13 protein-coding genes are annotated in these 14,832 nt (G+C 67.4%); 2 read left to right on the forward strand and 11 right to left on the reverse strand.

Annotated features, from left to right (window positions below):
- Both DSP71_RS07530 and DSP71_RS07535 read right to left on the reverse strand, forming a co-directional pair.
- On the reverse strand, positions 1 to 627 hold a 627-nt coding region (locus DSP71_RS07530), incomplete at its 3' end, for a carbohydrate ABC transporter permease (protein ID WP_258546317.1).
- A 51-nt stretch (positions 628 to 678) separates the two neighbouring features.
- A complete protein-coding gene (locus DSP71_RS07535; RefSeq protein WP_218867345.1) occupies positions 679 to 1,938 on the reverse strand; it encodes an ABC transporter substrate-binding protein in 1,260 nt (419 codons plus the stop codon).
- 201 nt (positions 1,939 to 2,139) lie between these two features.
- Between DSP71_RS07535 and DSP71_RS07540 the strand changes: the two genes are divergently transcribed.
- Positions 2,140 to 3,291, forward strand: coding sequence for an ROK family transcriptional regulator (locus DSP71_RS07540; RefSeq protein ID WP_113680774.1), 1,152 nt, complete (start codon positions 2,140 to 2,142; stop codon positions 3,289 to 3,291).
- A 19-nt stretch (positions 3,292 to 3,310) separates the two neighbouring features.
- Here DSP71_RS07540 and DSP71_RS07545 read toward each other — a convergent pair whose 3' ends face one another.
- The 8 genes from DSP71_RS07545 to DSP71_RS07580 all read right to left on the reverse strand — a co-directional run bounded on the left by DSP71_RS07545 (position 3,311) and on the right by DSP71_RS07580 (position 13,444).
- On the reverse strand, positions 3,311 to 4,585 hold the full coding sequence (locus DSP71_RS07545; protein WP_374168939.1) for an alpha-L-fucosidase: 1,275 nt from the start codon (positions 4,583 to 4,585) through the stop codon (positions 3,311 to 3,313).
- 94 nt (positions 4,586 to 4,679) lie between these two features.
- A complete protein-coding gene (gene ilvC, locus DSP71_RS07550; protein ID WP_058630555.1) occupies positions 4,680 to 5,708 on the reverse strand; it encodes a ketol-acid reductoisomerase in 1,029 nt (342 codons plus the stop codon).
- A 47-nt stretch (positions 5,709 to 5,755) separates the two neighbouring features.
- On the reverse strand, positions 5,756 to 6,265 hold the full coding sequence (ilvN, locus tag DSP71_RS07555; protein WP_017830816.1) for an acetolactate synthase small subunit: 510 nt from the start codon (positions 6,263 to 6,265) through the stop codon (positions 5,756 to 5,758).
- Between the two features lie 3 nt (positions 6,266 to 6,268).
- Entirely contained in the window at positions 6,269 to 8,071 is a 1,803-nt protein-coding gene (locus tag DSP71_RS07560; protein ID WP_113680777.1) for an acetolactate synthase large subunit, read from the reverse strand.
- 71 nt (positions 8,072 to 8,142) lie between these two features.
- The gene (ilvD, locus tag DSP71_RS07565; protein WP_046748398.1) at positions 8,143 to 9,861 is read right to left on the reverse strand and encodes a dihydroxy-acid dehydratase; all 1,719 of its coding nucleotides are present in this window, start codon (positions 9,859 to 9,861) and stop codon (positions 8,143 to 8,145) included.
- Positions 9,862 to 9,870: 9 nt separating this feature from the next.
- The gene (gene otsB / locus DSP71_RS07570; RefSeq protein WP_046748397.1) at positions 9,871 to 10,668 is read right to left on the reverse strand and encodes a trehalose-phosphatase; all 798 of its coding nucleotides are present in this window, start codon (positions 10,666 to 10,668) and stop codon (positions 9,871 to 9,873) included.
- 51 nt (positions 10,669 to 10,719) lie between these two features.
- Positions 10,720 to 12,126, reverse strand: a complete 1,407-nt coding sequence (locus DSP71_RS07575) for a trehalose-6-phosphate synthase (RefSeq protein WP_058630553.1) — start codon at positions 12,124 to 12,126, stop codon at positions 10,720 to 10,722.
- 28 nt (positions 12,127 to 12,154) lie between these two features.
- On the reverse strand, positions 12,155 to 13,444 hold the full coding sequence (locus DSP71_RS07580; protein WP_058630552.1) for an MFS transporter: 1,290 nt from the start codon (positions 13,442 to 13,444) through the stop codon (positions 12,155 to 12,157).
- Positions 13,445 to 13,662: 218 nt separating this feature from the next.
- On the opposite strand from DSP71_RS07580, the gene DSP71_RS07585 reads away from it, so the two are divergent.
- Positions 13,663 to 13,962: a hypothetical protein gene (locus tag DSP71_RS07585; RefSeq protein WP_046748394.1), complete on the forward strand. Its 300-nt coding sequence runs from the start codon at positions 13,663 to 13,665 to the stop codon at positions 13,960 to 13,962.
- A 23-nt stretch (positions 13,963 to 13,985) separates the two neighbouring features.
- On the opposite strand, the gene DSP71_RS07590 is transcribed toward DSP71_RS07585, so the two are convergent.
- The coding region (locus tag DSP71_RS07590) for an acetyl-CoA C-acyltransferase (protein ID WP_258546318.1) at positions 13,986 to 14,832 on the reverse strand (847 nt) is incomplete at its 5' end.

The raw sequence follows: 14,832 nt of genomic DNA on the forward strand, positions 1-14,832 counted from the left end.
CACCCGCCGGATCCCCTGTGCGCCGTCGATGCTCGCCGCCTCCAGCACGCTCTCGGGGAGCTGCTCGAGGGCGGCCGAGAAGATCAGCATGTTGTAGCCGAGTCCCTGCCAGACGCTCATGACGACGACCATGATCATGGCCCACGACGGATCGGCGAGGAAGTTGGGCAGCTCGATGCCGAACCAGGTCTGCGAGAGGCCGTTGAAGAGTCCCTGCGGCTGGAGCATCATCTTCCAGACCAGCACGTTGGCGACCATCGGCGTGACGACGGGGATGAAGAACAGCACCCTCAGTGCGCCGCGACCGCGGATCCGGGAGTTCAGACCGAGAGCGAGCACGAGCGAGAGAGCGACGCTCAACGGCACGTACAGCAGGGTGTACACCGCCGAGTTGCGCAGCGCCGGCCAGAAGTCGGGGCTGCTGGTGAACAGCTTGACGTAGTTGTCCACGCCGTTGAAGGTCCGCTCGCCGAAGGTCGGCCAGTCGAAGACGCTCATCACGATCGACAGCCCGACGGGCACGATCGTGAACAGGGCGAGCCCGATCAGGGCTGGGCTTGCGAATCCCAGCGCCTGACCGGCCTCCACCTTGGCGAGCGATCGTCGACGTCTCGTCGTGATCGTCATCTCAGTTTCTTCCTCTGTTACTGCATTGCTGCTGTGGTGGCCGAGGCCCGATCACTCGCCGAACTGCGCCTGCGCGTTCGACAGCAGCTCTTCCATCGTCATCTGGCCGTTGTAGACGCTGACGAGGTTGGGCTGGATGTAGCTGTCGAGCTTCTGCCAGTTCTTCGTCATGTAGAGGGGGACGGTGTCACCGAACGCAGCCTCGAAGACGGACTTCACCTGGTCGCGGTACTTCTCGTCGATCGACTCGAAGTACAGCGGCTGCGACGACGTGCGTGCCGGGTAGGAGCGGCCGGACGACGCGATGTAGTCCTGCGCGTCCTCGCCGAGCAGCGAGCCCATGACCTTGAGCGCGGCCTCGGGATTCTTGCAGTTGGCCGAGATGCCGTAGCCCGAGCCGAGGATCGGACCGGGGTTGCCGTCGACTCCGGCGGGCAGCGGGACCATGCCGGCGGCGAAGCCCGACTCGTTGTCGAGGTAGCTCACCGCGTTCCAGGTGCCGTCGACGGCCATGGCCGCGTTGGCGCCGGTGTACTGGTTCTCTCCCCACCCCGTGTCGGAAGCGGAGGCCACGGGTGCGGCGACCTTCTTCTCGGTCACGAGCTCGGCGTACCAGGTCGACGCGTCGACGAAGGCCTTCTCATCGATGTGCAACGTGCCGTCCTCGGAGGCCGGCTGCGTGGCGGAGTAGGCGATCGGCATCGACATCCACTGGTAGCCGCCCATACCCATGCCGAAGCCGTACTTACCGTCCTTGGTGGCGTCGGCGGCGATCTTGTCGAAGTCGTCGAACGTCCACCCGATCTCAGGGGTTGCGGCGCCGGCGGCGGTCAGCATGTCCTGGTTGTAGTAGACGAGCATGGTGGCGACGTCGAACGGCACGCCGTAGGTCTTGCCCTCGAAGCTGAGGATCCCGTCGGCGCTCGGATTGAAGTCGGCCCAGTCGATTCCCGCCGTCTTCAGGTCGGCATCGCTCAGCTCGCGGAAGCCGCCGGTGTAGCCTCCCAGCTGCGCGCCGCTCATGCCCGTGACGCACGCCATGTTGCCGCTGGCCATGTTGGTGGTCAGCTTCGTGAAGAAGTCGCTCCACGGCGACGTCTGCAGCTTGATCTTGATGTCGGGGTTCTGCTCCTGCGCGAACGCGACCTGCGCCTCGAGGGCGTCCACGTCCGACTCGCTCCCGGCCCACATGTCCACCACGATGGTGTCGCCGTCTGCCGAACCACCCGTGCCGCTGCCGCTCGCGCAGCCGGTCATCGCGACCGCGACGCCGGCGACGGCGACCACAGCCCCTACACGCAACTTCTTCATTGAATGCCTCCTGGAAAGGGAACCGGTTAATTCGCGGGTCGAAGTAACCTAGTAGGATTTCGTATGAAGTTACCGTTTCATACTTCGCAAGTGGCCGCAAGCCGAACATCCGATGTTTATCGGAGCTTGATAATTCGTAACTCCCGGGAAACACGACGAACCCCCGCTACGCTGACGATGCTCCGACAGGAAAGTGCTCTCATGACGAACTCCGCTGACACCGCCGTCGACGATCCGCACACGCGACGCATCCTCGACCTCGTCGCCCGCGGTGAGGCGCGATCGCGTTCCGAGCTCGCCGCCTCGCTCGGCGTGGCCGCATCGACGGTCGGTCTCCGCGTGCAGTCCCTGCTGGATGCCGGCGTGCTCAGAGAAGCCGGAGACGGCACGTCACGCGGAGGGCGGCGCCCACGTGTCCTTCAGATCGCGGCGGACGGCTTCGTCCTGTCCGCTGACCTCGGCGGCGGACACGCGCGCATAGGCAGGCACTCCCTCAGCGGTGCCCTCCTGGACAGTGAATCCATCGCCGTCGATGTCACCGAGGGACCGCAGGCCACCCTGGATCGCCTGGCGGTCGTGTTCGACCGTCTCCTGTCCTCGGGGAGGATCCATGCGATCGGGATCAGCCTCCCCGGTCCGGTCGACATCTCCACGGGATCCGTCGACCAACCCTCGCGGATGCCCGGATGGCCGGGGTTCCGCGTCGGCGAGCACCTCTCCGCGCGCTACGGGGTCCCTGTCGCCGTCGACAACGACGCGAACCTCGCCGCGCTCGGCGAGCACCGTGAGCGTTTCGGCCACACCTGTCACAGCATCACGGTGAAGGCGGGAACCGCCATCGGCAGCGGCATCATCGTGGACGGGCACGTGCACCGCGGCGCCACGTCGGCCGCGGGCGACATCACCCACACGCGCATCGACGGCAGCGGCGACATCCCCTGCTCCTGCGGAAACACCGGATGCCTGGAAACCGTGGCGAGCGGGGCGAGTCTGGTCCGACAGATGCGCGAGCGCGGGAACGACGCCGTGCGCACGACGACCGACGTGCTGAGCCTGGCGCGCGACGCCGATCCCCTCGCCACGACTCTGGTCCGAACCGCCGGCACCCACCTGGGTCAGGCACTCTCCGGGGTCGTGAACTTCTTCAATCCGCACGCCGTATTCCTCACCGGCAGCATGAGCGCATCCGAACCGTTCATCGCGGCCGTCCGCAGCCGCGTCTACGAGGCCTGCCACCCGCTCGCCACCCAGCGACTGCGCATCGAGTCCGCGGCGACGGGCGCCGACGCCATCCTGCACGGCGCGGCCCGACTCGCGCTCGAGGGCATGGACATCCCCGTGGCGGCCGCCTGAGCCACCGCCACGGTGCAGATCAGTCCTCGATCAGGGTCAGCTCGATCACGGGGACCAGCACATCGGGTCGACGCACCGGGAGGTGGACGGTCAGAGTCCCCTCGGCCTCGCCTGCGGGTGTCATGAGATCCGCCTCGCGATCGGGGTCGGACACGCTCGTCTGGAGCCAGGATCCGTCGTTGAGCAGCCGGACGTACGACACCTTGCCCGCGAGCTCCGGGAGGTGGACGAAACCCATGGGCCAGCTGAAGAGGCTCAGGTAGAGCCGGTTCCCCCTGCGCGTGTAGACGCCCTCACGCGGTGGGGTGAAGGCCGCGTACCCCGCGCCAACCACCGCGTTCCGGTGCAGGCGCATCCACTCCCCGATCTCCGCCAACGTGCTCGCATCCCGCGGAGCGATCGCCCCACGCCCGTCCGGGCCGATGTTCAGCAGCATGTTGCCGTCCATCGAGACAGAGTCGACGAGCATCTGCACGAGCAACGTCGACGACTTCTGGTCCATGTTGTCGCGGTGGTAACCCCACGATCCGTTCAGCGTCTGGCACGCCTCCCATGTGAGGGGAACGCCGTCTCGCACGATCGGCGCGGTGGGCTGATACTGCTCTGGCGTGACGAAGTCCGCGGGGATACCCAGACGATCGTTGACCAGCATGTTCGGCTGCAGCTCCCGGCACAGAGCGAGCAGTGCCTCCGCATCCCAGTCCCCGGGGCCCTTGCCTGCCCACCCGTCCTTCTCCTCCGGGTAGGTGAAATCGAAGAAGAGGTAGTCGATGTCGCCATACTCCGTGAGGAGCTCGCGCACCTGACCGTGGAGGTAGGCGCGGTATGCGGCCATGTCGCGGCCGGCGTTCAGCTCATGAGCGTTCTCATCGTCGCGACGCGGGTGGTTCCAGTCGATCGTGAAGTCGGGGTGATGCCAGTCGATGACCGAGTGGTACAGGCCGACTTTCAGGCCTTCCGCCCGCAGCGCGTCGACGTACTCGCGCACCAGGTCACGTCCGGTGTTCGCGACCGAGGTGAAGTCGGTCAGCTTCGAATCCCAGAGGCAGAAACCGTCGTGGTGCTTCGTGGTGAGCACGACATACCCCATGCCCGTCGCTTTCGCCGTGCGCGCGAGTGCTGCGGCATCGAAGAGATCCGGATGGAAGTGCTCGAAGTACTGACGGTAGTCCTCGTCCGTGAGCCGCTCGTAGTTCTGCACCCACTCGTGCCGTGCGGCGGTGCTGTAGAGGCCGAAGTGGACGAACATGCCGAACCGAGCCCGGTCAAACCATTCCTGTCGCATACCTCCCATCCTGGCACAGACATCCGATGTTTAGAGAGTGGATGGACCTGCTCGACGCAGAACGGGCGCCCCCGAAGGGACGCCCGTTCGTTCGAAGATCGAATCAGCGCGCGGCGCTGCCGTCGATGTAGTCCTCGTCCTGCTGCTTCCAGGCGAAGAGCGAGCGCAGCTCCTTGCCGGTGACCTCGATCGGGTGCTGCTCCTCCTTGGCACGCAGCGCCAGGAACTCCTCGGCCCCGTTGTCCTGGTCGTCGATGAAGCGCTTGGCGAAGGCGCCGGACTGGATGTCGGCCAGCACGCCCTTCATGCTCTCCTTGACGCGCTCGTCGATGACGCGCGGGCCCGAGACGTAGTCGCCGAACTCGGCGGTGTCGGAGATCGACCAACGCTGCTTGGCGATGCCGCCCTCCCACATCAGGTCGACGATGAGCTTGAGCTCGTGCAGCACCTCGAAGTACGCGATCTGCGGCTGGTAGCCCGCTTCGGTGAGGGTCTCGAAGCCCGCCTGCACGAGGTGGCTCACACCACCGCAGAGCACGGCCTGCTCGCCGAACAGGTCGGTCTCGGTCTCTTCGGTGAACGTCGTCTTGATGACGCCGGCCCTGGTGCCGCCGATGGCCTTCGCGTAGGAGAGCGCCAGGTCCCAGGCCTTGCCCGATGCGTCGCGCTCGACGGCGATGATGTCGGGGATGCCGCGGCCCGCGACGAACTCACGACGCACGGTGTGGCCCGGAGCCTTCGGGGCGACCAGGATCACGTCGACGCCCTCGGGAGCGTCGATGTAGCCGAAGCGGATGTTGAAGCCGTGGGCGAACGCGAGCGTCTTGCCGGCCGTGAGGTTCGGCGCGATGGACTCGCTGTAGATCGTGCGCTGGTGCTGGTCCGGCGCGAGGATCATGATGACGTCGGCCCACTCGGTGGCCTCGGCGACGGTCTTGACCGGGAAGCCTGCCTCCTCGGCCTTGGCTGCCGACTTCGAGCCCTCCTTGAGGGCGATCGCGACCTCGACACCCGAGTCGCGAAGGTTCTGCGCATGGGCGTGGCCCTGCGAGCCGTAACCGACGATGGCGACCTTCTTGCCCTGGATCAGGGACAGGTCTGCATCGGCGTCGTAGAAGATCTCGGTGCTCACTTTGTGTTTCTCCTTGATTGTGGTTCGTGTAGGTAGAGGGGGGCGCATCAACCGCGCAGCACGCGTTCCGTGATGCTCTTGCCACCGCGGCCGATGGCGAGAAGACCGGACTGCGCGATCTCCTTGATGCCGAAGGGCTCGAGCGCGCGGAGCATGGCATCGACCTTGCCCTTGTCGCCGGTGACCTCGATCACGAGCGCGTCGGAGGCGTAGTCGACCACGGAAGCGCGGAAGAGGTTGACGACCTCGATCACGTTCGAGCGGGTGGCGTTGTCGGTGCGAACCTTCACGAGCATGTGCTCGCGCTGCACCGACGTGGCGAAGTCGAGCTCGACGATCTTGATCACGTTGATCAGCTTGTTGAGCTGCTTGGTGACCTGCTCGAGCGGGAGCTCATCGACATCGACGACGACGGTGATCCGGGAGATGCCAGGCACCTCCGTCACGCCGACGGCGAGGGAATCGATGTTAAAGCCGCGGCGGGCGAAGAGGCCGGCCACACGGGTCAGAAGGCCGGGGGTGTTCTCCACCAGCAGGCTCAGCACATGGGTCGACATGGATCAGTCCTCCTCGTCGAATGCGGGCGCGTGCTCGCGGGCGTACTGGACGTAGCTGTTGCTGACTCCCTGCGGCACCATCGGCCACACCATGGAATCGGCACTCACCACGAAGTCGATCACCACAGGCCGATCGTTCGTCTCGAGTGCGAGCTTGATGGCGGCGTCGACCTCTTCCTCCTTCTCCACACGGATCGCGAGGCAGCCGTAGGCTTCGGCGAGCTTCACGAAGTCGGGGATGCGGATCGTTCCGTGACCGGTGTTGAGATCGGTGTTCGAGTGACGTCCGTCGTAGAACAGCGTCTGCCACTGGCGCACCATGCCCAGCGAGGAATTGTTGATGATCGCGACCTTGATCGGGATGTTGTTGATCGTGCAGGTCGCGAGCTCCTGATTGGTCATCTGGAAGCAGCCGTCGCCGTCGATCGCCCAGACCGGACGATCGGGCTCGGCGACCTTGGCACCCATGGCCGCCGGCACCGAGTAGCCCATCGTTCCGGCACCGCCGGAGTTCAGCCAGGCGTTCGGACGCTCGTACTTGATGAACTGCGCAGCCCACATCTGGTGCTGGCCGACTCCGGAGGCGAAGATGCCCTCCGGCCCGGTGAGCTCGCCGATGCGCTGGATCACGTGCTGAGGAGCGAGCAGACCGTCGGTCGTCGGCGCGAATCCCAGCGGGAACTCGGTACGCAGACCGTCGAGGTACGACCACCACTCCTCGATGTCGGGCTTCGTGTCGGCCGTCGCGCCACGGAACGCCGCGTCGAGGTCGGTGAGCACGTCGCGCACATCGCCGACGATCGGCACGTCGGCCGTGCGGATCTTGGAGATCTCCGCCGGGTCGATGTCGACGTGGACGACCTTCGCGTTGGGTGCGAACAGCGCCGCCTTACCCGTGACACGGTCGTCGAACCGCGCACCGAGCGAGACGAGGAGATCGGCCTCCTGCAGAGCGAGCACAGCGGGAACCGTGCCGTGCATGCCGGGCATGCCGAGGTGCTGCGGGTGCGAGTCCGGGAAAGCACCACGGGCCATCAGCGTCGTGACGACCGGGGCGCCGGTGGACTCGGCGAGTTCGAGGAGTTCTGCAGACGCCTTGCCGCGGATCACGCCGCCGCCCACGTACAGCACCGGCTTCTTGGCTTCGGCGAGAAGGGCCGCCGCGGCCTGGATCTGCTTCCCGTGCGCCTTGGTCACAGGACGGTAGCCGGGCAGGTCGATCTTGGGCGGCCACACGAAGGGCGCGGTCGCCTGCTGCGCGTCCTTGGTGATGTCGACCAGCACCGGACCGGGGCGCCCGGTGCCGGCGATCTCGTACGCCGCAGCGATCGCGCCCGGGATCTCCGCCGCGTCCTTCACGAGGAAGGAGTGCTTGGTGATCGGCATCGTGATGCCCACGATGTCGGCCTCCTGGAACGCATCCGTCCCCATGAGGGTCGAGAACACCTGACCGGTGATCGCGAGCATCGGCACCGAATCCATGTAGGCGTCGGCGATCGCGGTCACGAGGTTGGTCGCGCCGGGACCGGAGGTCGCGATGCACACGCCCACCTTGCCGGATGCGGACGCGTACCCCTCGGCCGCGTGCCCGGCTCCCTGCTCGTGACGAACCAGGATGTGACGGAGCTCGGAAGCGTCCATCAGCGGGTCGTAGACGGGGAGGATAGCCCCGCCAGGAAGCCCGAACACGTCGGTGACACCGAGCAGCTCGAGCGAGCGGACCACGGCCTCAGCGCCCGTGATCTCCGGTGCGGCAGGTTGACGGGCGGGCGGCCTCGGCACGGCCGGGGCGGAATCAGCAGTCATGACTTTCCTTCTGATGATCTGTGGAGGACGCCGGATGTCCGATCGGCTGGGTTCCTGAGCCTGTCGATGGATCAGCCGGTGGTCGCTCCCTCGGCGGCGGACCGCACGAGGCGCGAGTACTTGGCAAGAACGCCTCGGGTGTAGCGCGGGGGAAGCGGCTCCCAGCCAGAGCGGCGGGAGGCGAGCTCTGCCTCGTCGACGAGTAGATCGAGAGAGCGAGCTGCGATATCGACCCGTATCAGATCACCATCGCGCACGAAGGCGATAGGACCTGCGTCCACCGCTTCGGGTGCTATGTGGCCGATGCACAGGCCGGTTGTGCCGCCTGAGAATCGTCCGTCCGTCAAGAGTAGTACATCTTTTCCGAGTCCAGCGCCCTTGATGGCCGCGGTGATCGCGAGCATCTCCCGCATGCCCGGTCCACCCTTGGGTCCCTCGTAGCGGATCACGATCACCGTGCCGGGTTCGATCTCGCCCTCGGCCACGGCATCCATGGCCGCGCGCTCGCGCTCGAACACGCGGGCCGGTCCCTCGAACACCGCCGCGTCGAAACCCGCCGTCTTGACGACGGCACCCTCCGGGGCGAGCGAGCCGTGCAGGATCGTGAGCCCGCCCGTGGCGTGGATCGGGTTGTCGAACGTGTGGATGACCTCGCCGTCGATCGGCTGCGGGTCGAGGTCCGCGAGGTTCTCGGCGAGCGTCTTGCCGGTGACCGTGAGCGCGTCGCCGTGCAGGAGGCCCTCGTCGAGCATGGCCTTCATGATCACGGGGATGCCGCCGTGGCGGTCGACGTCGTTCATGACGTACTTGCCGAACGGCTTCATGTCGGCCACGTGCGGGACCTTGTCGCCGATGCGGTTGAAGTCGTGAAGACTCAGCTCGACCTCGGCCTCTCGCGCGATGGCGAGGAGGTGGAGGACGACGTTGGTCGAGCCGCCGAGGGCCATCGCGAGGGCGATCGCGTTCTCGAACGCCTCCTTGGTGAGGATGTCGCGCGTCGTGATGCCCTGACGGAGCAGGTTGACGACGGCCTCGCCCGACCGATGCGCGAAGTAGTCGCGACGGCGGTCGGCAGCGGGCGGCGCGGCGGAGCCCGGCAGGCTGAGCCCGAGTGCCTCGGCGACGGAGGCCATGGTGTTGGCGGTGTACATGCCGCCGCATGCCCCCTCACCGGGAGCGATGGCGCACTCGATGCGCTTGAGGTCTTCCTCGCTCATCAGGCCGGCACGGCAGGCGCCGACCGCCTCGAACGAGTCGATGATCGTGACGTCCTTCTCGGTGCCGTCGGAGAGCTTGACCCAGCCCGGCGCGATCGACCCGGCGTAGAGGAAGACACTCGACAGGTCGAGGCGGGCGCTGGCCATGAGCATGCCGGGGATCGACTTGTCGCAGCCGGCGAGCAGGACGGAGCCGTCCAGGCGCTCGGCCATCATCACGGTCTCGACCGAGTCGGCGATGACCTCGCGGGAGACGAGTGAGAAGTGCATCCCCTCGTGGCCCATCGAGATGCCGTCCGAGACGGAGATGGTTCCGAACTGCAGCGGGTACCCGCCGCCGGAGTGCACGCCCTCCTTCGCCCCCTGAGCAAGACGGTCGAGGCTCAGGTTGCAGGGAGTGATCTCGTTCCAGCTGGACGCGATGCCGATCTGCGGCTTGTCCCAGTCGGCGTCGCCCATGCCGACGGCACGGAGCATACCGCGGGAGGTCGTGGCCTCGATGCCGTCGGTGACGACGCGGCTGCGGGGCTTGATGTCGATGGGCGCGCTGCTGGAGGGATCATGCGAGGACATGACGGAAGTCTATTGCCGCCGAGAGGCACGTTCGTCCGCCAACGCCTCCAGAAGCTCGGCGATCTGTTGTGGAGAGTCCACACGAAGGGTCGCGGCGCTCTCCCCCGGCCCGACCCGGACGCCGAGGTCGCCGGGCTGCAGCACACGCATCGCATCCTCGTCCGTCACATCGTCGCCGGCGAAGAGGATCCCGGTGGCGTCGAACCTCTCGCGGAGAGCGGCCATCGCCGCGTCCTTGCCCTCCGTTCGCGACGAGAACTCGAGCACCCTGTGGCCCGAACGCCGTCTCCAGTGCGGGAACCGCTCCGCGACGAGGGCATCGATCTCGGCGAAGACGCGCTCCTCGGTCTCGCGGTCGGCACGACGGGTGTGCACGCCCATGCCGAAGGTCTTGGGCTCGAACTCGGCGCCTTCATATCGGTCGATGATCGGCTTCGCCGCCGCCCACAGCTCCTCACGAGCACCATCGTCCGTCGGCTCGCCGGGAGCATCGGCGTCGCCCTCCCCCGGGAACCAGTACTGGGCGCCGTGCGATCCGGCCAAGGCGATCGCGGAGTCGTCGGTGTGCTCCGTGATGACACGGAGGTCATGCATGCTGCGTCCGGAGACGTAGGCGACGACAGTGTCCGGAAGAGCGGCGAGGCGGTCGACCTGGACGGCGACTTCGGGAAGGGCTCTGGCGGCCATCGGATCCGGGACCAGCGGCGATGCCGTGCCGTCGAAGTCGAGCGCGACCACAAGCCGTGCAGTGCCGGCCAGAGCGCTCAGGTCGTCATCGGCTGTTCCAGGGGTCCAAGGGCGCGTCACGGATTCTCCAATCGAAGGGGGCTCTCCCAGTATCGCGGGCCGTGCGCGGGCTCAGCGACCGCGCACCTCCGCCAACGCGGCGAGGAACGACGACGACCACGCGGTCACGTCGTTGTCGAGCACCCGGCGCCGGAGCGAGCGCATGCGACGCGACTGCTCGCCCGCCGGCATGTCCACGGCGGTCATGATCGCGTCCTTGAGACCTTCGATGTCGTGCGGGTTGACGCGCACGGCCTGGCGCAGCTCGTCCGCCGCTCCCGTGAACTCGCTCAGCACGAGCACGCCGCGATTGTCGGCCCTGGTGGCGACGTACTCCTTGGCCACGAGGTTCATACCGTCGCGGAGCGCGGTCACGAGCATGACATCCGCCGCCAGGTAGAGCGCGACCATCTCCTCGCGCGGATACCCCTGGTGCAGGTACCGGATGGCGGAGTGCCCCATGGTGTCGTTGTCGCCGTTGATGCGGCTCACGGCGAGCTCGATCTCGTCCCGCAGGTGCACGTAGGCATCGACCCGCTCGCGGCTGGGACTCGCGACCTGCACCAGTGTCACGTCCTCGACGTTCAGTCGCCCGTCCTCGAGCAGTTCGCCATAGGCCTTGATGCGGTGCCGGATGCCCTTCGTGTAGTCGAGTCTGTCGACGCCGAGCAGGATGCGCTTGGGGTTGCCGAGGCTGGCTCTGATCTCGGCGGCTCTGGCCTGGATGTCCTCCCTGGCCGCGAGCTCGAGGTAGGGCTCGGTGTCGATGGAGATCGGGAAGGCTCTCGCCACCGCCGTCCTGGTCTGCTCGCCCTCCGGCACCGCGACGTGCGAGCCCTTGACCTCGTAGCGCAAGCGGCGGCGTACGGCGGTCAGGAAGTAGGTGGCGTCCTGCGCGCGCTGGAAGCCGATGACGTCGGCGCCGAGGAGTCCGCGCAGCACCTGGTCGCGCCAGGGCAGCTGCGCGTACAGACCGTGAGCGGGGAACGGGATGTGGTGGAAGTAGCCGATGGTGACGTCGGGCCGCAGTTCCCGCACCATCTGCGGCACGAGCTGGAGCTGGTAGTCGTGCACCCACACGGTGCCGTCCTTCGCGACCGCGGCGGCAGCAGCCTCGGCGAAGCGGCGGTTCACCGTCACGTATGCCTCCCACCATTCCCGGTGGTACTGCGGCGGCGCGATCACATCGTGATAGAGCGGCCAGATGGTGTCGTTCGCGAAGCCTTCGTAGTACTCGGCGACCTCCTGAGCGCTGAGCGTCACCGGTATCAGGTCGATGCCGTCGGCCGCGAACGGCTCCAGCTCGACGTCGGCCTGGCCGGGCCAGCCCACCCAGGCCCCGTGCACACTGCGCATCATCGGCTCGAGCGCGGCGACGAGACCACCGGGAGACGTGCGCCAGGTCTCCTCACCTCCGGGACCCACCACCCGATCGACGGGCAGGCGGTTGGCGACGACGACGAAATCTGCTGCGGCCACGAGGGCTCCTCCCGGGGTTTCCCCCAGGCTATCGAGGAACGTCGATCTCCGCGGATCGCGCGTCAGGGGTTGACGCGGGCCTCGCGTCCCCTCTACCGCTGAGGAACCAGTTCGCCACACCCGCGATGAAGGCGATCAGTGCCGCGATCATCGGCAGCAACAGCGCAGCGGGCGTGCCGACGTTCTCGGCGATCTCACCCGCGAAGGCGGCTCCGATGGACTGCCCGACGACGACGCCGGAGCCGAGCATCGTCATGACGGTGGCGGAGCGTCCCCGGGGACTGCGGGCCGCACCGAAACTGTACTGCGTGACGAGAGTGGGACCGATGCCGATGCCCATGATCGCGAGCGCCAGCATCATGGTGCCGGGGGTGTCGACGAATCCGAGCAGCAGCGTGCCCGCCAGCAGGATCCCGGAGAACACGAGCCACCGCGCGCGCATCGAGAATCGCGGGGGAAGCCATGCGACACCGAGTGCGAGGATGGCGGACCCCACGCCCATGACACCGTAGAGGAGGCCGGCCTGCTCCGGCGCCCCGCGGTCGGCCATGAACGACGTCAGCGAGGTGAGCATCGTGCCGAAGAAGATGCCGACGCCGAGGATGCCGACCACCACGATCAGCAGCTGGGGCCGGAACAGCTCGGAGACGGCCGAAGGCGCCTTCCCGTCGGCGTCGCGATCCTGCGAGACGTGTCGACCGCTGGGATGCAGCGCGAAGGCACCCACGAAGACCACGGTGAGGACGGCCGCACCGACCAGCGGAGCCCACGGCGCGATCGCCGACGCCAGGATCCCGACCAGGAACGGCCCGAACACGAACACCGTCTCGTCCGCCGCCGACTCGTAGGCCATCGTGCCCGACACCGTCTTCGCACGGCGGGACTCCGCCATTCGTTCGCTGATGATCGTGACGAGCCGCGACCGTGAGAGCGGAGCGACCTGCGGGGCGCTCGCCCCGATGCCGACGGCGGCGAGCAGCACGAATCCGTCCGGCGCCGTTCCGTAGACGACCACGGTGAACAGCAGAAGCATGGCCGCGTTCGCGACAGCGAGCACCATCAGCACGACCCGCTGCCCGAAGCGATCGGCTGCTGCCCCGAGCAGAGGCCCGAAGCATGCGGTGCCGAGACCCACGGCCGCAGAGGTGAGACCTCCGAGCGAGAGGGAGCCCCGCGCGGAGACGACGACCGTTAGCACGCCGACGACCATCATCGCGAACGGCAGCCGGGCGATGAAGGCGATGAGGAAGTAGGGAAGGCCGGCGAGACGGAGAAGGGTCGGCTCGGCGATTTGCTGCGATGCTGTTGCGCGTGTCATGGCTCTCGCGCGTCGAAGACGCGATGTCGGGTGCCGCCGCTGTCCGCCGGAATGCCGACGGCCGGTAGATACACGGTTGTGCGGCCGCGGGCGAGCCGCGACCAGGCCATGATAGCGGGTGCGCCCGAGTGCCGTCCGTCAGCTCGTTCCCTGCCGGATCCACCGGGGGCTTGTCAAGGCTCCATGCGACCAAGGGTGCGGGAAGGTAGCGTGGGGGAATGCGCTACCTCTTCAGCACCGGACTTGTCGCTGCGATCTCCGCCGGAGTCTCCCTGCTGCGCGGCACCCGCGAGCAGCCCGTCACCTGGCGTGCCGTGCTGTCCTGGGTGAGCTGGGGCATCACGATGGCCCTCGCCGTCGGCGCCGTGATCGACATGAACCGCGAACGTCGCGGTGTGCTGGTGGACGCCGACTCCCCGCAGTCGGTCAAGAAGGCGAAGAAGGCCCAGCGACTGCAGTTCCGCTCGCAGAAGGCCCTCGCCGACACGCAGGACCACGCTAAAGACTCACGTCCCTGATCGGCCGCTGGCCGGGACCGTCGTCATCGGGTGAGGATGAGCGCCTCTCCCTGACCGCCGCCGCCGCACAGTCCGACCGCCGCGGTCCCCGCGCCCCGACGTGCCAGCTCGTGCGCGAGGTGCACGACGAGCCTGTTGCCTGAGGCTCCGATGGGGTGACCGATCGCGATGCCGCCACCATGGATGTTCACGATGCTCTCGTCGATGCCCAGCTCGTCCTGAGAACGTGCGACGACGGCGCCGAAGGCCTCGTTGATCTCGACCAGATCGAGATCGGACGGCGAGATGCCCTGTTTGGCGCACGCACGCTCGATCGCCCGCGCCGGTTGCGCCTGCAGCGAGTTGTCCGGTCCTGCCGTCTGCCCGCTCGCACCGACGGTCGCCAGCACGGGCCAGCCCTTCACCGTCGCGACGCCGCGGGTCGTCAGCACGACCGCGGAGGCACCGTCGGAGATCGGCGATGAGTTACCGGCGGTGATCGAGCCGCCTTCCGCGAACGCCGCTCTGAGTCCCGAAAGCGTCTGCACGGTCGTGTCGGGTCGTACGCCCTCGTCCTTCGTCACGCGCACGGGCTCACCCCGTCGTTGAGGAACGTCCACGGCGACGATCTCCGCGTCGAACACTCCCGACTCCTGCGCTGCCGTCGCGCGCTGGTGGGAGAGAGCCGCGACCTGGTCCTGCGCCGCCCTGGTGAGTCCGAAACGCGCGTTGTGCCGTTCCGTCGATGCTCCCATGCTCTCCTGGTCGTACGCGTCGGTGAGCCCGTCGTATGCCATGTGGTCGAGCACCTCGACGCTTCCGTATGTCCAGCCGTCGCGGGAACCCATCAGCAGGTGCGGGGCGCGCGTCATGGATTCCATGCCCGCGGCG

It is taken from the genome of Microbacterium sp. H6, assembly GCF_003314775.1.
Taxonomy (GTDB): Bacteria; Actinomycetota; Actinomycetes; order Actinomycetales; family Microbacteriaceae; genus Microbacterium; species Microbacterium oxydans.

What these genes read in the sequence shown, in the direction of transcription:
- DSP71_RS07535 (WP_218867345.1), bottom strand. Translation starts at nt 1,938, where the DNA reads ATGAAGAAGTTGCGTGTAGGGGCTGTGGTCGCCGTCGCCGGCGTCGCG.
- DSP71_RS07540 (WP_113680774.1), top strand. Translation starts at nt 2,140, where the DNA reads ATGACGAACTCCGCTGACACCGCCGTCGACGATCCGCACACGCGACGC.
- DSP71_RS07545 (WP_374168939.1), bottom strand. Translation starts at nt 4,585, where the DNA reads ATGGGAGGTATGCGACAGGAATGGTTTGACCGGGCTCGGTTCGGCATG.
- ilvN (WP_017830816.1), bottom strand. Translation starts at nt 6,265, where the DNA reads ATGTCGACCCATGTGCTGAGCCTGCTGGTGGAGAACACCCCCGGCCTT.
- DSP71_RS07560 (WP_113680777.1), bottom strand. Translation starts at nt 8,071, where the DNA reads ATGACTGCTGATTCCGCCCCGGCCGTGCCGAGGCCGCCCGCCCGTCAA.
- ilvD (WP_046748398.1), bottom strand. Translation starts at nt 9,861, where the DNA reads ATGTCCTCGCATGATCCCTCCAGCAGCGCGCCCATCGACATCAAGCCC.
- DSP71_RS07580 (WP_058630552.1), bottom strand. Translation starts at nt 13,444, where the DNA reads ATGACACGCGCAACAGCATCGCAGCAAATCGCCGAGCCGACCCTTCTC.
- DSP71_RS07585 (WP_046748394.1), top strand. Translation starts at nt 13,663, where the DNA reads ATGCGCTACCTCTTCAGCACCGGACTTGTCGCTGCGATCTCCGCCGGA.